Source organism: Roseburia sp. MSJ-14 (assembly GCF_018918225.1).
In the GTDB taxonomy this organism is placed as follows: domain Bacteria; phylum Bacillota; class Clostridia; order Lachnospirales; family Lachnospiraceae; genus Petralouisia.
On sequence record NZ_JAHLQD010000008.1, the window covers coordinates 450,796 to 473,554 of the forward strand.

Genomic DNA, 22,759 nt, shown 5'->3' on the forward strand with positions numbered 1-22,759 from the left:
TCCCTCCTGTTACTCCATATATGTAATATCCTGCATATGCATTCGTTTTGCATACGCATCATAGTCTTCTTTTACTTTACCTTCTTCCCATCTTACAAGAGAAACGCCGGTGCCGTCTTCTCTTAAAGCTAAGGCTTTTTTTATAGCATCTGCATGTCGGGACTCTTTATAAACAATTAAAATCTGTTGTTCTTGTATTGGTATCTCAATTTTTTGTCTGGATAATGCAGCCATTAACTGGTCAATTACTACGGCAAAACCAATAGATGGTGCATTCTTTCCAAAATAAGGAAGAAGATTGTCATATCTTCCACCTTTTACGATTGGTTCACCGCTTCCGAAGGTATATCCGGCAAAAATAATACCGGTATAATAATGATAAGTGCTAAGCATTCCAGGTTCCAGTGATACATACTTTTCTACACCATAACAGGAAAGTACCTGAAGTAATAATTCTAAGCGTTCCAAGGCTTCTAATACCGTTGGATAAGATACTGCAAGCTCTTTTGCACGGTTTAACATATCCTCTGACATGCTGATACTGCCAAGCATGGAAAAGAGTTCTTTTAAGTCTGCTGTTAATCCAAGAGAATCAATTAATTCCTCAACTCCGAAAAAGTTTTTATTAGAAATTAATGCAATCAAGTCAGATACCGTTTCTTCCGGTAATTTTGCAGCTTCTATCAATCCTTTAAAGAATCCAACATGACCAATTCCAATTTGAAATTCCTGTAATCCTGCTGTTTTTAAGGAATTTACTACAAGTGCAATGATTTCTGCATCTGCATCTACGGAATTATCACCAATCATTTCTGCGCCTAACTGAGTAGATTCTTTTAATCTTCCCTGATAGCTGGTGTTATTGATAAAGGTGTTGCCCATATAGCAAAGACGTACCGGTAATTCTTCTTCGGCATAATATTTTGCCACACATCTTGCTACGGAAGGAGTGATATCCGGGCGTAATACTAAGGTATTTCCTTCTCTATCAAAAAATTTGTATAGGTCTTTGGAAGGAGTTGTTCCGATTTCCTTGCCAAAAATGTCGAAAAATTCAAAGGTTGGTGTCTCAATTGCATGATATCCGTACTTTTTTAGCAAACCATGCAAGTTATCCTGCAAAACTAATTTTTTTGCACATTCAGAATTGTAAATATCTCGAACTCCTTCCGGAGTATGTAATAAACGTCGTTCCATTTCGCCCTCCACTTTAGCATGCTACCATGCTACTAAATTAAATTAGTCATATTATATCCAACAATCCAGAAATTGTCAACCTCGTCTTTCCAAATCCTTTTGCATCATATCTAAATAAGGAACTAAAATTCCCCCATGAGAAGAAAAGAAAAACTCCGGTTCTAACTCTTCATAGCAAAAACTTTTTCTGCCACCTTCCTTCGCACGGTTCCAAAATTCCATCAGTTTTTCATAACGAAGATAATAAAATTGATTCCGTTGGGAGTAAAAAATCACCAGAAATGATATTCCGTCCTGCTGCTCAAAATGCTCCATAAAGCTAATCTGGTGGGCATGAATATTCTGCAAAGGAAAGGTATCGGTATTACATTCTTTTGCATCGAAACATACCGGAATCCCCTGTACTGCCCCAATATAATCTACAGTACTTTTCTGTTCAAAGTATGCCAGTGTAATGTGGCGGTTATCTTTGTCTATTTTTAGGGGCGTAATGGGTGTTGGTACCTTTTGAATCAGGGCAAGTCCCTGAGATAAATATTTTTCATTTGTAAGATTAATAAATTCTTCCAGGGTAGAACCTCTTAACCCTCTGGAATTCCATGTTGCCATAAGTGCCTCCCGTTTGGTAAATGTTAAAATTTTATCAAAAAGCTTTTCTCTCGTTTTTTCTTAGATAGTCCAAGGTATTTTCAAAAGTTTCTCCCAAAGGAGCAGTCACTTCTTTTCCATCCGGAAATACCATACGGTAAGCATGAAGTAATTGAAAATGAACCTTTGCTTCTTTTGCAAAAAATGCATTTATCTTTTTGTTTCCATACTTCATATCACCGACAATGGGATGTCCAATGGATGCCAGATGTGCACGAATTTGATGTGAACGACCGGTAATTAAATGTACCTCTAATAAGGTAAAGATATCAGAATCCTTTCCCTCTTTTGACGGTAAAGAATAATACGCTGCCGGGCGATAACCTGTTTTGATATACTTACTATCATTAACTTCTTCTGGATAAATAGTTACTTTATTGTTTTTTTCATCCTTTTGAAGCCAGCCTTCGATTTGTTGTGTCTTTAGTATCTTTCCTTTTACCAGGCACAAATAATATTTTTCCACAGAACGTTTTTTCAGGTGTTCTGACATCTTTTGTAATCCCTTTAGGGTTTTTCCTGCAATTAACAATCCTGAGGTATTACGGTCTAAGCGGTTACAGATAGAAGGTCGAAAAGTCCGCAAGGTATCTGGAGAAAGTTCGTTATGATTTAATAAGTACCCAATCATATATTCGTTAGCTGAAATATCTGTCGGTGTTGCTTTTTGGGACAGCATACCGGCAGGTTTATTGATGATTAAAATATCTTTATCTTCATATACAATGTCCAGCGGAATATTGGGATATTGTTCTGCAAGTAAGTCTTGGTTGTGGGCGAGAGCTTTTACATTTTCCTGACCGGAAAACTTTTCAAATGTTTCATCCGAAAGAAACAGTTTTACTTCATCACCAACATTCAACTTTTCAGAACCATCCGCTTTTTTTCCGTTTAAAGTAATATTTTTCTTACGAAGCATTTTGTATACAAAACTTCCTGATGCCTGAGATAGAAGTTTTTTCAAGTATTTGTCAAAGCGTTGTCCTGCTTCATTAGTATTTATCTGAAAACTTTTCATCGCTGTCTCTTTCCCTTTCTGCTTGAAGAATTACGTTGCTTAGATTGCCTGTTTTTAGTGTGGTTATCTCGTGCACTATTCTTTGAAATAGGCTTTGATTTTGGCACTGCTTTCGCTTTTTTCCCGGAAGAGGTATGTGCATGTTCTGATTTTGGCTTTAATTTTCTCGGCGGAATCAGACATTTGCTATCGAATCCGATTAAGTCAGCATGTCCTGTTTTGATTAACGCTTCTTTTACCAAATCATAGTTCTTCGGGTCTCGATACTGAATCAAGGCTCGCTGCATAGCTTTTTCATGAGGGTTATGTGCTACATATACCGGCTCCATGGTACGAGGGTCTAATCCGGTATAGTACATGCAGGTAGATATTGTAGATGGGGTAGGATAAAAATCCTGTACCTGCTCCGGCATATAACCCAAATCCCTTAAAAATTCTGCTAATTCCACTGCTTCTTGTAACGTAGAACCCGGATGCGAGGACATTAAGTAAGGTACCAGATACTGTTTTTTGCCTAGTTTTTCATTCATTTGCTTGTATTCTTTTACAAACTGATTATAAACTGCTACTTTGGGTTTTCCCATCTTCTGTAATACTTTATCTGAAATATGCTCCGGAGCAACTTTTAACTGCCCGCTGACATGATATTCACATAGTTCTTTTAAAAAGGTACGGTCCGGATCGGCAAGTAAATAGTCAAATCGGATACCGGAACGGATAAAGACACGTTTTACTTTTGGTATTTTCCGTAATTTTCGCAATAAGCTCAAGTAGTCCTTGTGGTCTGCTTTTAGATTTTTGCAAGGCTCCGGAAACAGACATTGTTTAGTTGGACATGCTCCCTTTGTTAATTGCTTTGTACAGGCAGGGGCACGAAAGTTTGCAGTAGGCCCTCCTACATCATGAATATAGCCCTTAAAGTCTTTATCATGGGTAATGTGTTCTGCCTCAGTAAGCAAGGAATCGTGACTTCTTGCCTGTATGATTCTTCCCTGATGAAAGGTTAAGGCACAAAAACTGCATCCACCAAAACAGCCTCGATTGCTGGTAAGACTAAACTTCACTTCCGAAATTGCCGGAACTCCGCCAGCAGCTTCATAGGAAGGATGATAGGTTCTCATATATGGAAGTGCATACACATCATCCATTTCTGCTTGAGATAATGGTTTTGCCGGAGGGTTCTGTACAACATAAATTTCATGGGGATATGCTTCTACTAATCTTTTCCCACTAAACGGATCCGTGTTGCAATATTGCATATAAAAACTTTGGGCATAGGTGGTTTTATCTTCTTTTACTTCTTCAAAAGCCGGAAGATAAACAGCATCGTAAATATCTTCCTTTTTGCGTGTTTTGTAGACAGTACCGTCTACAAATGTAATATCTTCTACTGCAATTCCACTTGCCAAAGCATCTGCAAGTTCGATGATGCTGTGCTCGCCCATGCCATACATTAAAATATCTGCACCGGAATCCATTAAAATGGAACGTTTTACCTTATTGCTCCAATAATCATAATGAGCCAATCTACGCAAGCTGGCTTCAATTCCACCGATAAGAATTGGCGTTTTTTTATAAGTCTGGCGAATCAGATTACAATAAACAACGGTGGCGTAATCCGGACGTTTTCCCATAACACCTCCCGGTGTAAAAGAATCTTTTTCTCTACGTCTTTTAGAGACGCTGTAATGGTTTACCATAGAATCCATATTTCCGCTGCTAACTAAGAAAGCAAGGCGAGGTTCACCGTAAATAGCGATACTATCCCTTTCCTTCCAATCCGGTTGAGAAATAATCCCTACAGAATAACCGTGTGCTTCTAACAGTCGGCTGATAATTGCATGTCCAAAGGAAGGATGGTCTACATAAGCATCCCCAATGACATAAACAAAGTCAAACTGTTCTATGTTTCGTTCTATCATATCCTCTTTGGAAAGAGGTAAAAATCCATTATTCATGTTCTAAAACCTCATAACTGTTTGTTAAGACCTCCTGATAGGAGGAAATATAATAATCTGCGTATTTTCGCTTTTCTTCACGCTGGTCTTCGGAGCAAGCGTCTTTTACTGCACAGACTTTCATTCCGGCATTTTTCCCTGCCAGAATTCCCATTGGGACATCTTCAAATACCAGACAATGTTCTGGCTGTACCCTCAGCCGCTTTGCAACCTCCAGGTAAACATCTGGTGCTGGCTTTCCCTTAGCTACTTCGCAGGAAGTAACAATTACTTCAATATAATCTTTCAAATGATGTGTATTTGCGACTGCATCCACTAACTCTCTGGAATTACTGGTGGCAATTCCCATAGGTATTTTTTTACTTTTACAATATTTAAAAAATGCTTCTGCACCGGGTTTTAACGGTACTTCTTTGGTATATTTTTCCAAAGCCATCTGATTCCAAATAGTTTTTAATTCTTCTACGCTTTCCGGAAATTGAAACAGTTGCTTGGTATAAATGGCTGTTTCTGTAAAACTCATGCCTTCAATCTCCTTTTGATAAGTTGGTGGAAGGGTAAGTCCTCTTGCGGATAAGAATTCAATATCTATTTCATCCCAAACCCACATGGAATCTATCAAAGTGCCATCTAAATCAAAAATAATTGCTTGTATATTTTTTAACAATGTTGTGTTGTACTCCTTTAAATTTATAAGAAATGACAAGATACAATAATTGTCATGTTAATTATTATATCTTGTCACTGTGTTTTTCGCAATGTGATTTCCTAAAGAATTATATTTTATCTGTGTACATTATTGGAGAAAGTGCAGCTTTTTCTTCTTCCGTTAATTCCCGGTATTCGCCCGGCTGCAATGTCTCATCTAACTGTAACGGTCCCATGGAAATGCGTTTTAGGTAAACCACTTTCTTTCCAACCGCTTCAAACATTCTTTTTACCTGATGATATTTTCCCTCCGTAATTGTTACTTCTATTTCAGAGATAGTGTCAGAAGTAATGACATGTAGCATTGCCGGCTTAGTCAAATCCTTTTCTCCAATATCTAGTCCATGCTGAAAATATGCTACATCTTCTTTTGTTACTTTTCCTTGGATTTTCGCATAATAAGTTTTTTCCACATGTTTTTTAGGAGAAAGTAACTCGTGAGCCAGTTTTCCATCATTCGTGATTAGAAGAAGCCCTTCGGTATCAATATCCAATCTTCCCACCGGAAATAAATCCTTTCGTTTTTTCGTATTTATGTAGTCCAATACGGTTTTATGTGTAGCATCTGTAGTAGCACTTACGCAGTTTTGGGGCTTATACAACATAAAATATTCCATTTCTACATAACCGACTTTCTGTCCTTGAAAAGTGATTTGGTCTGTTTCCGGATTCACTTTCTGCTCAGGTTTTGCTACAATGCTGCCATTAAGCTGTACCTGTTTTTTCCGAATATATTGTTTTACCTCACTTCGAGTACCGACTCCCATATCTGCCAGAAATTTGTCGATTCTTAACTGCATAGTTTCAAACTCCTTTTTATAACCATAACTATTCATATTGACTAATCAGAAGTTTATCTTCTAAATATTTCATAATCCAATATGAATTGATGCTGAATTCTTCTCCCTTTTCATCATTTAAGTAAATGCCCATATGAAGATGTACATCGAACTTTCCTACGGTGCCTTCCTCTCCATAACCGCTATCTCCCATAAATCCTAAAAGTTCGCCTGCTTTTACGTTACATCCTTCCGAAATTCCTTCTGCATAATCATAAAGATGGGCGTAATAAAAATAGGCTCCACTGGGGGAACGAATGCCTATCCGATATCCTCCCTGTGGAAGCCATCCTGTTTTTTCTACAATACCATCAGAGATACTAACGACCGGATAATGTCCTCGTTGGTTGTAAGATGCCATAATATCCGTTCCTTCGTGTCCCCTTTTCCCACCGAACGTGCGCTGGGACATCCAGGAGTTTTCAAAGGAAACGTGTAATATTCCTCCACGTTCGGCAGGAATTGGAAAATACACAATATCATGCCAAATTGCCTGCTCATACGCTGTCATACGAGAAAACTCCTGCTTTTTATATTTTGTCACTAGTCTCAAGTATTCATCAAGAGAATTTTTCGTTTTTTCCCCGATAAAAAAATAACCACAAAGATATTCATAGCGGGAAAATTCCCCTTTTCCTTCATATTTGCAGAATTGGTTATATAATTCCGGGGAAATACTCTGGTCGCGTAGTTTTTCTTTCGTACTTTCGGCATCCATGAGATGCATTACCTGTGCAATTCCTTGAATTCGTACGATAGCCACCGTGTCAAATCCAAGAATTACAGTAAAAAGTATACAAAACAACCCTACGCGTTTTTTCATATTATTTCGAGCGTTTTAAAAACTCAACAATCAGATTCCATACACGTTCTGTGGAAGAAATACTTAAACGTTCCTTTGGTGTATGGATATCAAAATTAGCTGGTCCGAAGGAAATACAGTCAAGTCCTTCAATTTTACCTGAAAAGATACCACATTCTAATCCTGCATGGATTGCCTGTATTTGTGGTTCCTTCCGGAATAAATCACGGTAAGTTTCTACCATTAAATCACGCATCTTAGATTCAGCCTTATATTCCCAAGCCGGATAATCACCGCTGATATTTACACTACCACCAAGGAACTCTGTTACAAAAGTAAGACGATCTGTTACTTCATACTTGCGGCTGGTAACACTGCTTCTTACAGAGAAAGAAAGTGCAAAGGTATCTTTGCTTAGTGTCATAATTCCTGCATTTAAGGAAGTCTCTACTAATCCCGGAATATCCATGCTCATATGCTGTACACCGCATGGCAGGTTACGCAGCATAAATAATACTTTTACAAAAGAAGTTCTATCCAGAGTCTCATCAGTAGTATGTTTCTTTTTCGTACAAAGCACAGAAACATCTGCATCTGAGATGTGATACTCATTTTTTAAATCTGCCTCATATTCTTTTACGAATGCTAAAAGTTCTGCCTCATTAGCTTCGTCTGTTAAAATAGTGCACACCGTTTCTCTTGGAATGGCATTATCCTTTAATCCACCACCTAATGTAACTAAAGAGATATCCATTTGGTCAGCTAACTGTTTGAGCAATCTTCCCATCAACATGATAGCATTTCCATGTCCTTTGTGGATTTCGCTTCCAGAATGTCCACCCTGAAGTCCTGTGATTTTCAATTCATATTCCATGCCGTCTACACTTTTTCGTGTGACTGGCAAAGTACACTCAGCAGTAAGTCCGCCGGCACAACTCGTTAAGAAAATTCCTTCTTCATCAGAATCAAGATTTAAAAGTTTCTTTCCTTTTAACATGGAAAGATCAATTCCTTCTGCTCCAAGCATACCGATTTCTTCGTCTACGGTAATTACAACTTCTAATGGTGGATGTGCCAAAGTGTCATCATCTAAAATAGCCAACGCATAAGCTACGGCGACTCCATCATCCCCGCCTAAGGTAGTTCCCTTTGCCTTTAAAAAATCACCATCTATAAAAAGATTCAAGCCGTCTTTTTCAAAATCAATATCCACACCATTTTCTTTTTCGCATACCATATCCATATGACCCTGAATAATAATGGTCTCTGCATTTTCATATCCTTTTGAGCCCTCTTTAAATAAAATCACATTATTCATTTCATCCTGAATATACTTAAGACCATGCTCTTTTGCAAAATTAACGCAGTAATCACTGATTGCTTTTGTGTTTTGAGAACCATGTGGAATACTGCATATATCTTCAAAATATTCAAATACTTTCTTTGGTTTTAAATCTTTACAAACTTTCATTTTATGACCTCCTAATTTACGCATATTTATTATTATGATTCATAGAATAAACTATGAAAAAAATCGTGTACATTATTATTTTATTGAGCTTTTTAAGTTATATTTTATGTTTTCCGAAAGATGCTGTAATGGCAGCTTCCGTAGGTTTGAAGCTTTGGTACGAAAAAATGATGCCAACACTTCTTCCGGTTACCATTCTATCCTACATATTAATTCACTCCGGACTTTTGGACAATATGACAGGAAAACTTCACAAAATAGTAAAGCATTTCTTTCCTATCAGCAGTGCAGGTCTCTATCCGTTAATTGCAGGTTTACTCTTCGGATTCCCACTAGGCAGCAAAATCGCTGCGGAATTGGTACTATCCCAAAAAATGACCTACGAAGAAGGTAGTCACCTGTTTTGTATCTGTAACAATATCAGCCCTGTGTTTATTAGTGGATTTATTATTACAGATTGTTTGCATTGTCCGAAACTTTTGCTTCCAAGCTATTGTATTTTATACTTACCACCATTGGTCTTATATATGTTTCTTTATCATAAAAAAGATTTTTCTGCTTCTGCAATACTTCAAAAAAAGCCGACATCAATGAACTTTCAACTCATAGATGACGGCATTATGAACGGATTTGAAACACTGGCAAAATTAGGTGGGTACATCATGCTTTTTGCGATACTTGCACAAATGAGCACACTTTTACCTATTTCGAATCAGTATCTTCAATGTATTTGCGTTGGATTTACAGAAATCACCAATGGTATTGCCTATACTACGCATACCAAGATGCCTTTTGCAAAAATGTATCCATTAGTTATGGCATACACAGCTTTCGGCGGGCTCTCAGGAATTGCGCAAACTACATCCATGGTAAAGGATGTACGCTTTCCAATAAAGCCGTACATTTTTACAAAATTATTTGGAACAGGCATCACATTTTTACTTGCTCATTTACTGATTCAGTAAGTCCGTATTTACCTCCATCTGTGGTGTCTCATCCTGTGCTGCTTCATCCTCTGGAGTTGACTGTTCCTGAGCAATTTCTTCTTCCTCAGGTCTTAACTCTTTACGATTGGTGTTTACCAAATCATAACAACTTTGAAGGGATTTCATCAAATTATCAGTTCTTGCCTGTGTAGTTTCCATGGCATGACCGATAATTTCCTCTAAATTTTTCAAAATATCATCTGTATACTGAATAGCACCCATACGAATATTATTAGCATCATTTGTAGCATTATCCAGAATTTCCTGCGCCTGATTGGTAGCAACCAGTACTACTTCATTTGCCTGCGCATATGCCTGTTGCATAATCTGGTGCTCACTCACCAACTCAGAAGTATGTACTTGTGCTTCTGCAATGATGGCATCTGCTTTTGCCTGTGCATCTGCTAAAATAGCCTCTTTATTGCTGATGATTTTCTGATATCTCTTAATTTCATCTGGAGTTTTTCTTCTAAGCTCTGCCAATAAATCATCTAATTCGTCTCTATTTACTATGATTTTAGAAGCAGAAAATGGCTGTGGTTTGCAACTATCAATATACTCTTCAATTTCATCAATAATCTGTTCTATTCTACTGCTCATGGTTAACTCTCCTTATTATTATATTTTGCATAAATTCTTTCAATCAGCCTCTCTGGCACAAAGTGGGAAATGTCCCCCCCATAGGAAGCGACTTCCTTTACAATTGTTGAACTCAAATAAGCATACTCCAAACTTGTAGTCAAAAACAATGTGTCTACATTTGGATTTACAATTCGATTCGTCTGTGCAATTTGAAGTTCATATTCAAAATCTGTTACTGCACGAAGTCCTCGAATAATAATAGACGCATCTACTTTTTTTGCATAATCTATGAGTAGTCCATCAAAAGAAGTAACCTTCACATTTGGAAGATGACTTGTTATCTCTTCTAACATACTAACACGTTCTTTTACAGAAAACAACGGATTTTTTGCACTATTATTTAAAACTGCCACCAGTAATTCATCTACCATCTTAGCAGAACGTTCAATCATATCAATATGTCCAAAAGTTACCGGGTCAAAGCTTCCCGGATAAATTGCTCTTCTCATGTATTTATCCCTCGTTCCCTATGCATCGTGTCTTAAGAAAACATGCATATTAGTTTTATATCGTTTTTCTTTTGTTATCTCATAGCCAAGCTCTCTCGCATAGGAAAAATCCGTATCTAAAGACGCTTCTACAATAATTATTGTATCTTCATTAATAATAGATGAATCAGATAAGATTCTTAAAACTTCCTCTTCTAACCCTTTTTTATATGGAGGATCCATAAAAACAATATCAAATACATGTTTTCCCTCCATACGGTGAATTGCGGATATTGCATCCATGTGCATTACGGTACTCTGTTCAGTAAAACGAGTAAATGCTACATTGCTTTCAATACAATTTACAGCCTTTTTATTATTTTCCACAAAAACTGCATGTTTTGCGCCACGGCTGATTGCCTCTAAACCAATCTGACCGCTTCCGGAAAATAAATCTAAAAATTCACATCCTGCAAGAAATGGATTTAACATATTGAATAATGTTTCTTTGATACGGTCTGTTGTTGGTCTGGTATCCATTCCTTCTATTGTTTTAAGAGGAAGGCTTCTTGCACTTCCGGCTATAATTCTCATGATTCCACCTCTTTTAAAATTGCATTACGAAGTAATGTCAATGCACTGGCAACGGCATATTCTCTTACTTTGCTGCGGTTTCCTGTGTATAAATTACGTTCTACATAAGTTTTTCCTTTGCAATAACAACACATATATACTAATCCTACAGGTTTTTCTTTGGTACCACCATCGGGTCCTGCGATTCCTGAAATAGAAACACAAATATCCGCATTGGCGGCAGTTGCTCCACCTTTTGCCATTTCTAAGACTGTCTCTTCACTTACTGCACCATGTTGTTTCAATGTATCATGTGACACACCGAGAAGTTTTTCTTTGGCTTCATTAGAATAAGTAATGTACCCTTCCTTTAGATTTTCCGAAATTCCCGGTACATTAATCAATCTACCTGCCAACAGACCTCCTGTACAGGATTCTGCGGTTGTAACAGTTAAATGATATTTGGCCAGTAATTGTGCTACTGCCATTTCAAGGGTAATACTTTCGTCATCGGTATATATTTTAGAACCAAAACGATGATACAGTTCTCGCTCTAATGGTTCAATCATAGCAAATGCCTTTTCTTTGGATTCGGCTCGTGCAGTAAGACGTAAATGAACTTCTCCGGTTTTCGCATAAGGAGCAACGGTAGGATTGTCTTGCTTTTCAATCAAATCAAGAATTTCCGTCTCGGCAGCACTTTCTCCTATACCACAGAGTTTTACCATTTTAGAACAGATAATTTCCGGTTGAAGTTGGTTCAAATATGGATATACCTGTTCTTCAAACATGGGAATCAATTCATTTGGTGGTCCAGGAAGTAATATCATTTGTGTATTTTCATCTTCCATGATAATTCCCGGAGCTGTTCCGTTAGGGTTATACAAAACCTTACTTCCTTCCGGAACTAACGCCTGTTTCCAGTTATTTTCTGTGATTTTTCTGCCACGCTTTGTAAGAAATGTTTCGATTTCCTGTCGAGCCTGTGCATCTTCTACTAATGTTTTACCCATTACTTTTGTAGCAGTTTCTTTTGTTAAATCATCCTGTGTAGGTCCAAGACCACCACATAAAATAATAATATCAGAACGTTTTTTCGCCATTTCTAATAGTTCTTTTAACCGTTCCGGATTATCACCTACCACACTTTGATAATACATAGAAAGTCCAAGCATTGCACATTTTTCTGCCATATACGCTGCATTGGTATTTACAATATTTCCAAGTAATAGTTCTGTTCCTACACATATTAATTCTACTGTCATACAATTACCGTCCTTTGCAAAAATTATTTTCTTGATTATTTTTGCTCTTTCAACACTGCTTTATTCTTTGCAAGATAATCAATCAAGGAAATAATGGTTAAAATTAATGCAATATAAGTAACTACGGTTGTGCAGATACGGTAAATATCATTATCGAAATCCAGTATCAGCATAACAATCATAATCATCTGGAATGTAGTTTTAAACTTGCCCCAGTAACTTGCAGCAATAACAATTCCATTATCAGAAGCCACTAAACGAAAACCACTAATGATAAATTCACGGCTAATGATTACAATAACAATCCATGCTGCTAATTTATTATTGGCAGTCAGACAAATCATGGCAGAACTTACTAAAAGTTTATCTGCTAACGGATCCATAAATTTTCCGAAATTTGTCACAAGATTGTTTTTTCTGGCAATTTTTCCATCTAACATATCGGTTAAGCTGGCAAAAATAAAAATTGCTACTGCCACATACTTTCCAGCCGTTCCGACTCCCGGAAGCAACATACAAAGTACAAATGGAATAATTAAGATAACTCTTAAAATGGTTAATTTGTTTGGTAAATTCATACTATCATCTCTCCTATTAAATCATATTCATACGCTCCAGTTATTTTCACTTTCACAAAATCTCCCGTCATCAAAGTCTCATCTGTGTTAACGAATACATATCCATCAATCTCCGGTGCGTCGCGATAAGTCCTTCCGACATAGGCATTTTCAGCATCTACTTTACCTTCTATCATAACCCAAAGCTCACGACCTTTCATTTCTTCATTTTTATCAAAAATGATTTCCTCTTGAAGTTCCATAACTTCATCTCGCCATTCTGCTTTGACTTCTTCATCAATCTGACATGGAAACTCTGCTGCCGGAGTTCCCTCTTCCGGTGAATAAGTAAATGCTCCTAAACGGTCAAATTCCATCTCGTTTAAGAAATACATAAGTTCTTCATGCATTTCCTGTGTTTCGCCCGGAAATCCGCTAATTAAAGTAGTACGTAAGGTAATATCCGGTATTTCCTGTTTGAGATGTGAAATTTTCTCGATAAGTTCTTCCTTGGTGGTACGTCTGCCCATGCGCTTTAACAATTCATTATTGATATGCTGTATTGGCATATCTAAATAATGACAGACTTTTTTGTTTTTCTTAATAGACTGAATTAATTCTTCATAAATTTCTTCCGGATAACAATACATAATACGAATCCATTGAATTCCCGGAATCTCATTTAATGCATCTAAAAGTTTATGCAAAGACTTTTCGCCATACAAATCCACACCGTATAAAGTTGTTTCCTGGGCGACCAAAATAAGTTCTTTGACACCTTGTTCTGCTAACTCACGAGCTTGTTTCAGAAGTTCTTCCATTGATACACTACGGTATCTGCCGCGGATATGTGGAATAATGCAATAAGTACAGTTTTTATTACATCCTTCTGCAATTTTTAAGTGAGCATAATGTCCTCCGGTTGTCAAAGAACGGGAAGACCGTACATTCGGCAATCCTTCCAGAGGCTTATAAACCTCGTAATACTCACCGGTATGTGCTCGTACTTCTTCTATTGCCTTTGCAATTTCTTCATAGGAATTTGTACCAAGAATTACATCAACCTGTGGGATTTCTACAATGATTTCATCGCGATATCTTTCCGCAAGACATCCTGTTACAATGAGTACTTTGCAGCTACCTTTATCTTTATATTCAGCCATTTCCAAAATGGTATTAATACTTTCTTCTTTTGCATCGTTAATAAAACAACAGCTATTAATTACAATTACATCTGCTTCTGTTTCGTCATTTGTAAAAGTATGCCCGGCATCTCTTAATGTTCCAAGCATAAATTCCGTGTCCACAAGGTTTTTATCACAGCCAAGGGATACAAATAAAATTTTCATAGTTCCTCCATTACATACATTTACTGCATTCAATAAACAAAGATTACCACACCGTTCTTACTAAAAACAGTGTGGTAAAATACCTCTGAATTTATGCAATTTTATTCTTCTGTTTCTTCGTCATCTCCAACGATTTTTACTTTACCGCTGTAAAGTTCTTCTACTGCGATAGAAAGAGGTTTCTTTCCGGCAGCATTATCAACTAATGGCTCCTCACCGGCAATAATCTGTCTTGCACGTTTTGCTGTTGCAAGTACAATTGAATAACGGCTGTTTACAACTGGTTCTTCACCAATTTCCACTCCGCTGTTTACGACTCTCATTAAATCTGTGTAAGATGGATGTAACATCATATGGCATCATTCTCCTTTTGAAAATTCTTTTAATTCATTTTTTATAGTATCAATTAATTCCTGATTGCGGAATGCTCTTGCATGCTCATTTTGGATAATTGCATGTACTTTTTTTACACAATCTTCCAACACATCATTGATTACAAAGTAATCATATTTTTCAACGCCTTGTGCTTCCTGCCATGCACGGCTTAATCTGGAAGCGATTGTGGCAGCATCTTCTGTTCCTCTACCTTCTAAACGTGATTTTAACTCAGCAGCATTTGGTGGAGAAACAAACATCAACACCGTATCCGGGTATTTTTCCTTTACCTTTAATGCACCCTGAATTTCTATTTCTAAAATAACATCTTTTCCATTTTCTAACTGTTCGAAGACGTAATTTTGGGGAGTTCCATAGTAATTATTCACATATTGCGCATGTTCAATTAATGCATCCTGCGCTATCATATTTTCAAACTCCTCTGTGCTAACAAAAAAGTATTCCCGTCCATTAACTTCACCCGGTCTTGGGGCTCTGGTTGTGGCTGAGATACTCAATGCATAAGTATCACTATAATTTTTCATTAGCTCTTTCATAATTGTTCCTTTTCCTGCACCGGAAAAACCGGAAACAACTGTTAATATTCCTTTGTTCTTCATTTCTAGAACCTCTTTATTCAATATTCTGAATCTGTTCTCTTACTTTTTCAATATCCGTCTTCAAATTAATGGCAATATCTGAAACGGTAAGATCATTAGCCTTTGAAAGAATCGTATTCGCTTCACGATTCATCTCTTGTGCAATAAAATCAAGCTTTCGTCCAATACTTCCTCCCTGAGAAAGTGTTTCTTTTGTGGCAAGAATATGACTCTTTAATCGTACAGTTTCTTCATCTGTACAAATCTTATCCGCAAAAAGGGTTACCTCTGTTGCAAGACGACTTTCTTCTATTTGAGTATCGTTTAGAAGCTCATTTACCTTGTCTTGCAATTTCTGACGATATTCTGCAATAATTTCAGGGGAACGCTTTTCGATTTCGTCTACATATTGTATCATACCGTCTAACTTTTGCATCAAATCGTCTCTTAAATTATTACCTTCTTTGATACGAGTCTCTACAAACTGTTCAGCAGCCCCGCGGATAGCTTTTTCTAATGTTGCCCACAAAGCATCTTCATCTACTGTCTGCTCTTCCATGGTTAAAACTTCTGGATAACGCGAAAGTGTACATGCCTGTAAATCATTGTTTAAGGAAAAATCCTCTGCCATCTGCCGTATGTATTTTACATATTCAGCAGCCAGCTCCTGATTATATTTTAAGATTACATTATTTTCTGTGTAATCCTCATAAATAATAAAAATATCTACTTTACCACGCTGAATATATTCCTTCAAAAGAGTTCGGATGCTACTTTCAAAAAAATTAAGCTTTTTCGGCATTTTAATATTTACATCCAAATACCTATGGTTAACAGCTTTCATTTCTACTGTAATCTTCCGTTCTTTATCAGCAATTTCACAGCGTCCAAAGCCGGTCATGCTCTTAATCATGTGAAACCTCCTGTCTCATGCATCACCGTATGCATAATTATCTGTATTATAGAACAAATTTTACAATTAGTCAATTGCAAAAAACTCCTATGCGAATAGTTTAAAAATTATTCACACGGAAGGTTTTCCATTAATAGTTGATATTTTATTTAATTTTAAAATTTTTACAAATATGCGTCAAAAACATTTGCTTTTTCAAATTATTTTTACACTTCTATAATAGTTTTCTTTTCCCCCTTTTTAGTATATAATGTTCAGGTAGGCAACGAGCAGTGTCAGGATAGGCGAAGGAAAATTGACAGTTTACTGTCACATTTTTCTTTGACTGAACTGATAGGGCAACTGCCCGTGAGTGAGATGGCGCATAGCGACATCTCACTCTACTGTGAGGGTAAACATCAAAGCGATGCGACTGCCCGTGAGTGAAGTATTATTTTAGAACAGGAGAATTATTATGGCTTTTGATGGAATTGTAATCGCAAATCTTGTAAAAGAATTAAATGAAAATATATTAAATGGTAGAATCAGTAAAATTGCACAACCTGAAAACGATGAGTTGCTTCTTACAATGAAGGGAACGAATGGTCAAGTACGATTGGTATTATCTGCCAGTGCCTCTCTTCCGCTTATTTACCTTACATCATCGAACAAACCCAGTCCTATGACTGCACCAAACTTTTGTATGCTACTCCGAAAACATATTGCCAATGGCAGAATTACGCGAATTTATCAGCCAAATATGGAACGTATCATTAATTTTGAAATTGAGCACTTAAATGAACTCGGGGATTTATGTCACAAAACTCTCATTGTAGAAATTATGGGAAAACATAGTAATATTATCTTCTGCAATGAAGATGGTATGATTATCGACAGCATTAAGCACATTTCTGCACAGGTCAGCTCTGTACGAGAGGTATTGCCCGGAAGAACATATTTTATACCGGAAACTCAGGACAAATATAATCCTCTTACTACGGATCAAACTACTTTTTTTGAAAAAGTATACAAGAAAGCAACTACAGTTATAAAAGCAATCTATACCACCTATAATGGTATCAGTCCTGTCATTGCTTCGGAATTGTGTTATCGTGCCGGAATTGATGGTGACAGACCTACTGATGCTTTAACTGAAGAAGAAAAGTTGCATCTTTACCATCATTTTCAATGGCTTATGGAAGATATTTCAGAAGGAAATTTTGCCCCTACCATTGTAAAACGAGGAAAAGAACCTGTTGAATTTGCAGCTGTCCCTCTAAAGCAATACGCAGATTTGGATATTACAAACTTTGCTACTATTTCAGAAGTGCTAGAGCAATATTATGCAGATAAAAATATTTATACACGAATCCGCCAAAAATCCGTAGATTTGCGAAAGGTTGTTACAACTGCATTGGAGCGTAACCGGAAAAAGTATGATTTACAGGCGAAACAGTTAAAAGATACAGAAAAACGTGATAAATATAAAGTATATGGTGAATTGATTAATACTTATGGATATAATCTGGAATACGGTGCAAAAAAGTTGGAAGCATTAAACTATTATACCAATGAAATGATAACCATTCCTTTGGACCCGCAATTAACACCACAAGAAAATTCGCAAAAATATTTTGACAAATATAATAAGTTAAAACGTACCAGTGAAGCTTTAAATGACTTAATTCAAGAAACCCATGACGAAATCCAGCATTTGGAATCTATTGCTACTGCCATGGATATTGCTGTTTTGGAGGAAGATTTAACGCAGATTAAGGAAGAGCTGGTACAGTCCGGCTATATTAAAAAGAAAAATACCGGAAAAAGGGAGCGTATAAAAAGCAAACCGTTTCATTATATTTCTTCTGACGGATATGATATTTATGTTGGAAAAAACAATCTGCAAAATGATGAACTTACCTTTAAATTTGCAGTTGGCAATGACTGGTGGTTCCATGCAAAACAAATGCCTGGTTCTCATGTAATCGTAAAAACAAATGGGGATGAACTTCCGGATCGTACGTTTGAAGAAGCCGGTCGACTTGCTGCATACTATTCTAAAGGACGAGAAAACGATAAAGTAGAGATTGATTATCTGGAGAAGAAAAATGTAAAGAAACCAAATGGCAGCAAACCGGGATTTGTAGTATACTATACCAACTATTCACTTAACGCCAGTCCAGATATCAGTGGCATAAAATTAGTGGAATAAAAAATTTAAGGAAAAAATTGCATGTCTAAAGAAATATCTTCCGCATATACTACTACCGTAACAAATCTTGTTACACAACCAAAGAGAAAGAGAACAGGAGGTAACGATATGTCTAATTCATCTAACAAGGCAGTAGTGCCTGAAGCAAAAAGCGCGTTAAACAGGTTTAAATTTGAGGTAGCTAATGAAATTGGTGTCCCTTTGAAAGACGGTTATAACGGAGATTTAACTTCAAAACAGAATGGTTCTGTTGGAGGTTATATGGTGAAGAAAATGATCGAAGCCCAGGAAAGACAGATGTCTGGTAAATAATTCTTACCAGTATACTGAAACATTCACTTGTCCTCAGCAAAATGGAGCAGTTGCATAATTTTTTATGCTTCTGCTCCATTTTTATATAAAACATCGGGAAAAAACTTATAAATTAGCAATTTCTATCTGTTCTTTTAAGTATCTTTGAATCTGTTCTTTTACAAAGTGATATTTTTCGGAAGTCAACTGTCGATCTTCTGCCAAAATCACTTGTGCTTCTTCGGAAGCCATTTTTAGCAAATCTGCATTTTGATAAATATCGCCTAAACGAAATTCTAACAGTCCGCTCTGACGAATTCCAAAGAAATCTCCCGGTCCCCGCAATTTTAAGTCTTCACTTGCAATATAAAATCCATCATTAGACTGATTTAATATTTCTAAACGCTTTTTCGCTTTTTCAGAATCTGTAGTATTAATCATAATACAGTATGATTGTGCTTCACCACGACCTACTCGTCCACGCAACTGGTGAAGCTGTGCAAGACCAAATCGTTGCGCATCTTCTATCATCATTACCGTAGCATTTGGTACATTTACACCTACTTCAATTACTGTGGTTGATACCAAAACCTGTATTTCGTTTCGGGCAAATTGTTCCATGATAAGATTTTTACGCCCAGACTTCATTTTTCCATGCAGATATTCTACTACGGTTCCCTTAGGTAAATTCTTCTTTAGCGTTTCGGCATAGTCTGTAACATTTTCCATTTCCAGACCTTCGCTTTCTTCTACCAAAGGACAAACAACATATATTTGATGACCGTTTTGTATTTCTTTTGCAATAAAGTCATAAGAAGTTTTCCGTGAATTTTTCCCTACGACACAGCTTTTTACCGGAAGTCTTTTTGCCGGAACTTCATCAATAACCGAAATATCCAAGTCCCCATATAGAATAATTCCCAAGGTTCTCGGTATTGGCGTTGCACTCATTACTAAGGTATGTGGCTGAGCACCTTTTAAAAATAACGTTTCTCGCTGTTTAACTCCGAAACGATGCTGTTCGTCTGTGATAACCAACGCGAGATTATCAAATATTGCACGTTCTTGTATCAATGCATGGGTTCCAATTACCATCGCATTTGGATAAAGTTCCATTCTTTCATAAGCGCGACGTTTTTCTTTTTGTGTCAAAGAGCCTGTTAATAAAATAATGGGAATATTTAATCCATTCTCCTGACACAGACTGGTAAAAGTCTGATAATGCTGCTGTGCCAATACTTCAGTAGGTGCCATGAGCGCAGACTGATAGCTGGACTGGGATGCGTCCAGCATAGCCAGAAAAGCAATAATTGTTTTACCGGAACCAACATCTCCCTGTACCAAACGTTGCATCACTTTTTTCCCACGCAAATCATTACGGATTTCCTGAAGTGTACGCAACTGTGCTCCTGTTAATTGATACGGAAGTTGTTCCATTACCTCATCTGACCATAACTTGTCTTCCAAAGGCAAGAACGAAAAGTCATTTTGAATCTCTTCCATCTGTTCTTTTTGCATTCCGGCAGCAAGGATAAATTGGAAAAACTCATCAAAAATCAATCGTTTTCTCGCTGATGCTAATGCCTGCTCACTTTCCGGAAAATGAATATTTTCTATAGCAAAATTATATTCTGCTAATTGATGGCGATTGCGAACTTCCTCCGGCAAATAATCTTTTGATAAGTCCAGTTCTTTTAATACCTGTTGAATTGTCTGAGACAGCTTATTCTTACTTAATCCAGCCGTTAATGCATAACTTGGCCACAAACAATTTTGCATCGCATTGTATTTTTCCGGTGCAAGTATCTGTGGTTGTTCCATATGATAACCGTTTCCTTTTCTGGTTACTTTTCCTAGAAAGACAAACCAGCTTCCAAGGGATAATGTACTTTTCAAATATGGCATACGAAACCATACGACATCCAAGTGCACGTCTTGTTCCTGTACCTGTAAGGTCGTAATCTGCATGGAACGAGCGCTTTTTACAAAAGGTGTTTTTTGAATATGAATTGCCAATGCTGCTGTAATCCCTTCTGTTCCTGTCTGAAACTTGTCCGGTAATTCTGCAAGAGGGGTTATCGCAGGCAGTTTATTATAATCCTTAGGATAATGAAGGAGTATATCACCTAAGGTGTATACTCCTATTTTATGAAACAACTCTTCTGTTTTTGCGCCGATTCCCTTAATGGTTCCAATTCCAGAACTTAATTCCATGGGAATCCTCCTAACTTATTCTACAGAAATTACATAATAGTAGATTGGCTGACCACCAGAATGTACTTCAACTTCACACTCTGGATAAAGTGCTTCTAATTCACTTCCTAATGTCTCTGCCGCATCTTCTTTAACTTCTTCTCCGTAATAAACACTGATAATAGAAGATTCATCATCTACCATCTGAGCAACCATATCCTTGATAACTGCGTCCATATCCTGACCTACTGAAAGGATTGCACTGTCACCGATTCCCATATAGTCCCCCTGCTTAATTTCTTTATCATCAATCAGAGTATCTCTTACTGCGTAAGTTACCTGACCGGTTTTTACATTTTCAAGCTCTGCTGTCATCTGCTGTGCATTTTCTTCTGCTGTCTTATCCGGCATAAAGTTGATGAGAGCTGTAATTCCCTGCGGAACTGTCTTAGTTGGAATTACATAAATATTCTTCTCTTCCATCAATGATGCTGCCTGATTTGCCGCAAGAATGATATTCTTATTATTTGGAAGAATGAAGATATTATCTGCATTTACTTCTTCAATAGCATTCAGCATATCCTCTGTACTTGGATTCATGGTCTGTCCGCCGGCAATAATATAATCTACGCCAAGACCTTTGAAGATTTCGTTAATTCCTTCTCCAATGGAAACAGAAATAAATCCCATATCTTTTCTTGGTTCATTTGCCTTTGCTTCTTCTTCCGCATCTTTTTCAGAACGTTTCTTAGCCTCTTCAGCCTTTTGCTCAGCAGCTACTTTTTCCGCATCCTTAATAAGCTTTTCCTGATGTTCTTCACGCATATTATCAATCTTAATCTTACTTAAAGAACCATAGGTTAATGCCCTTTGGAGCGCAAGTCCAGGATCATTGGTATGTACATGGACTTTTGTAATCTCATCATCTGCCACAACTACGATAGAATCACCGATAGACTCTAAGAAGCTCTTAAAGTTATGCTCTTCTTTTTCGCTTAAAGGTTTATTTAATACGATAATAAACTCTGTACAATACCCAAATTTAATCTCCTGTTCTGTCTGAGCAGAAATTTTGGTAAATCCGGAACCGGTAGTTGTTGTACCTTCAATCGTATAATCAATTTCTTTTCCTAAAAGTGCATCATAAGCACCTTTTAATACAGTAACCAGACCCTGTCCGCCTGAGTCAACAACGCCAGCCTGTTTTAATACAGGAAGCATTTCCGGAGTCTGACTCAAAACATAATCTGCATGTTGAATTACTTCATCAATAAACTGTACTAAGTCATCTGTTTCGCCTATTAATTCCAATGCCTTATCTGCACCGCCCTTAGCAACTGTAAGGATTGTACCTTCCTTTGGCTTCATTACTGCCTTATATGCAGTCTCTACTGCCTTTTGAAGCGCATCACATAATACAATTACATCAATTGTATCATGCTCACTAATTCCTTTTGTAAAACCACGGAACAACTGTGAAAGAATAACACCGGAATTTCCTCTTGCTCCACGAAGAGAACCAGAAGAAATTGCTTTTGCTAAAGATTTCATATCCGGATTTTCTCCAAGATTACTTACCTCTGCTGCGGCGGACATAATTGTCATTGTCATATTTGTTCCAGTATCTCCGTCTGGTACTGGGAATACATTCAACTCATTAATCCATTCTTTCTTTGATTCCAGATTCTTCGCACCTGCTAAAAACATTTTTGCAAGCATAGAAGCATCTATTGTATTAATCTGCACTACCGTTTCC

Annotated in this window: 22 protein-coding genes; 3 read left to right on the top strand and 19 right to left on the bottom strand. The window is 37.1% G+C overall.

Annotation, left to right across the window (positions count from 1 at the left end; translation table 11 throughout):
* Positions 1–9: 9 nt before the first annotated feature.
* From hisZ to KQI83_RS04585, 8 genes are all read right to left on the bottom strand, one after another.
* On the bottom strand, positions 10–1,197 hold the full coding sequence (gene hisZ, locus KQI83_RS04550; RefSeq protein WP_216555052.1) for an ATP phosphoribosyltransferase regulatory subunit: 1,188 nt from the start codon (positions 1,195–1,197) through the stop codon (positions 10–12).
* Positions 1,198–1,272: 75 nt separating this feature from the next.
* On the bottom strand, positions 1,273–1,806 hold the full coding sequence (locus tag KQI83_RS04555; RefSeq protein ID WP_216555054.1) for a Holliday junction resolvase RecU: 534 nt from the start codon (positions 1,804–1,806) through the stop codon (positions 1,273–1,275).
* Between the two features lie 34 nt (positions 1,807–1,840).
* Positions 1,841–2,863 carry an RluA family pseudouridine synthase gene (locus KQI83_RS04560; protein ID WP_216555056.1) on the bottom strand — a complete coding sequence of 341 codons (1,023 nt, stop codon included), beginning with the start codon at positions 2,861–2,863 and terminating at the stop codon, positions 1,841–1,843.
* Entirely contained in the window at positions 2,860–4,821 is a 1,962-nt protein-coding gene (locus KQI83_RS04565) for a YgiQ family radical SAM protein (RefSeq protein ID WP_216555058.1), read from the bottom strand. The genes KQI83_RS04560 and KQI83_RS04565 overlap by 4 nt, the downstream gene beginning before the upstream one ends.
* Positions 4,814–5,488, bottom strand: coding sequence for an HAD family hydrolase (locus tag KQI83_RS04570; protein ID WP_216555059.1), 675 nt, complete (start codon positions 5,486–5,488; stop codon positions 4,814–4,816). The genes KQI83_RS04565 and KQI83_RS04570 overlap by 8 nt, the downstream gene beginning before the upstream one ends.
* A 109-nt stretch (positions 5,489–5,597) precedes the next feature.
* Positions 5,598–6,329 carry a pseudouridine synthase gene (locus tag KQI83_RS04575; RefSeq protein ID WP_216555061.1) on the bottom strand — a complete coding sequence of 244 codons (732 nt, stop codon included), beginning with the start codon at positions 6,327–6,329 and terminating at the stop codon, positions 5,598–5,600.
* 28 nt (positions 6,330–6,357) lie between these two features.
* Complete coding sequence (locus KQI83_RS04580) at positions 6,358–7,131, bottom strand: M23 family metallopeptidase (protein ID WP_330622306.1); 774 nt, start codon at positions 7,129–7,131, stop codon at positions 6,358–6,360.
* A 61-nt stretch (positions 7,132–7,192) separates the two neighbouring features.
* Complete coding sequence (locus tag KQI83_RS04585; RefSeq protein ID WP_216555063.1) at positions 7,193–8,641, bottom strand: aminoacyl-histidine dipeptidase; 1,449 nt, start codon at positions 8,639–8,641, stop codon at positions 7,193–7,195.
* Between the two features lie 53 nt (positions 8,642–8,694).
* Here KQI83_RS04585 and KQI83_RS04590 point away from each other — a divergent pair, with 53 nt between their 5' ends.
* Entirely contained in the window at positions 8,695–9,606 is a 912-nt protein-coding gene (locus KQI83_RS04590; protein WP_216555065.1) for a hypothetical protein, read from the top strand.
* Here KQI83_RS04590 and KQI83_RS04595 read toward each other — a convergent pair.
* The 9 genes from KQI83_RS04595 to KQI83_RS04635 form a co-directional block, all read right to left on the bottom strand.
* Entirely contained in the window at positions 9,592–10,227 is a 636-nt protein-coding gene (locus KQI83_RS04595; protein ID WP_216555067.1) for an ATPase, read from the bottom strand. The two genes, KQI83_RS04590 and KQI83_RS04595, sit on opposite strands and share 15 nt — an antisense overlap.
* Positions 10,228–10,229: 2 nt before the next feature.
* Positions 10,230–10,718, bottom strand: coding sequence for a pantetheine-phosphate adenylyltransferase (gene coaD, locus KQI83_RS04600; RefSeq protein ID WP_216555069.1), 489 nt, complete (start codon positions 10,716–10,718; stop codon positions 10,230–10,232).
* Between the two features lie 18 nt (positions 10,719–10,736).
* Positions 10,737–11,291: a 16S rRNA (guanine(966)-N(2))-methyltransferase RsmD gene (rsmD, locus tag KQI83_RS04605; protein ID WP_216555071.1), complete on the bottom strand. Its 555-nt coding sequence runs from the start codon at positions 11,289–11,291 to the stop codon at positions 10,737–10,739.
* On the bottom strand, positions 11,288–12,535 hold the full coding sequence (locus KQI83_RS04610; protein ID WP_216555073.1) for a competence/damage-inducible protein A: 1,248 nt from the start codon (positions 12,533–12,535) through the stop codon (positions 11,288–11,290). Before KQI83_RS04610 ends, rsmD begins: the two co-directional genes overlap by 4 nt.
* A 35-nt stretch (positions 12,536–12,570) precedes the next feature.
* Positions 12,571–13,113: a CDP-diacylglycerol--glycerol-3-phosphate 3-phosphatidyltransferase gene (gene pgsA / locus KQI83_RS04615; protein WP_216555075.1), complete on the bottom strand. Its 543-nt coding sequence runs from the start codon at positions 13,111–13,113 to the stop codon at positions 12,571–12,573.
* Positions 13,110–14,441 (bottom strand): 30S ribosomal protein S12 methylthiotransferase RimO, encoded by a 1,332-nt coding sequence (gene rimO, locus KQI83_RS04620; protein WP_216555077.1) that lies wholly within the window; start codon positions 14,439–14,441, stop codon positions 13,110–13,112. Before rimO ends, pgsA begins: the two co-directional genes overlap by 4 nt.
* A gap of 101 nt (positions 14,442–14,542) precedes the next feature.
* Complete coding sequence (gene rpoZ / locus KQI83_RS04625; RefSeq protein WP_216555421.1) at positions 14,543–14,791, bottom strand: DNA-directed RNA polymerase subunit omega; 249 nt, start codon at positions 14,789–14,791, stop codon at positions 14,543–14,545.
* Between the two features lie 9 nt (positions 14,792–14,800).
* Positions 14,801–15,436, bottom strand: a complete 636-nt coding sequence (gene gmk, locus KQI83_RS04630) for a guanylate kinase (RefSeq protein ID WP_216555079.1) — start codon at positions 15,434–15,436, stop codon at positions 14,801–14,803.
* A 13-nt stretch (positions 15,437–15,449) separates the two neighbouring features.
* Positions 15,450–16,328: a YicC/YloC family endoribonuclease gene (locus KQI83_RS04635; RefSeq protein ID WP_216555081.1), complete on the bottom strand. Its 879-nt coding sequence runs from the start codon at positions 16,326–16,328 to the stop codon at positions 15,450–15,452.
* A gap of 454 nt (positions 16,329–16,782) precedes the next feature.
* On the opposite strand from KQI83_RS04635, the gene KQI83_RS04640 reads away from it, so the two are divergent.
* Positions 16,783–18,519 carry an Rqc2 family fibronectin-binding protein gene (locus KQI83_RS04640; RefSeq protein WP_216555082.1) on the top strand — a complete coding sequence of 579 codons (1,737 nt, stop codon included), beginning with the start codon at positions 16,783–16,785 and terminating at the stop codon, positions 18,517–18,519.
* Positions 18,520–18,627: 108 nt separating this feature from the next.
* Positions 18,628–18,831: an alpha/beta-type small acid-soluble spore protein gene (locus KQI83_RS04645; protein ID WP_075719585.1), complete on the top strand. Its 204-nt coding sequence runs from the start codon at positions 18,628–18,630 to the stop codon at positions 18,829–18,831.
* 105 nt (positions 18,832–18,936) lie between these two features.
* Here KQI83_RS04645 and recG read toward each other — a convergent pair whose 3' ends face one another.
* Together recG and KQI83_RS04655 are read right to left on the bottom strand one after the other, a co-directional pair.
* Positions 18,937–21,024: an ATP-dependent DNA helicase RecG gene (gene recG / locus KQI83_RS04650; protein WP_216555083.1), complete on the bottom strand. Its 2,088-nt coding sequence runs from the start codon at positions 21,022–21,024 to the stop codon at positions 18,937–18,939.
* A 15-nt stretch (positions 21,025–21,039) separates the two neighbouring features.
* A complete protein-coding gene (locus tag KQI83_RS04655; protein ID WP_216555084.1) occupies positions 21,040–22,749 on the bottom strand; it encodes a DAK2 domain-containing protein in 1,710 nt (569 codons plus the stop codon).
* Positions 22,750–22,759: the final 10 nt, after the last annotated feature.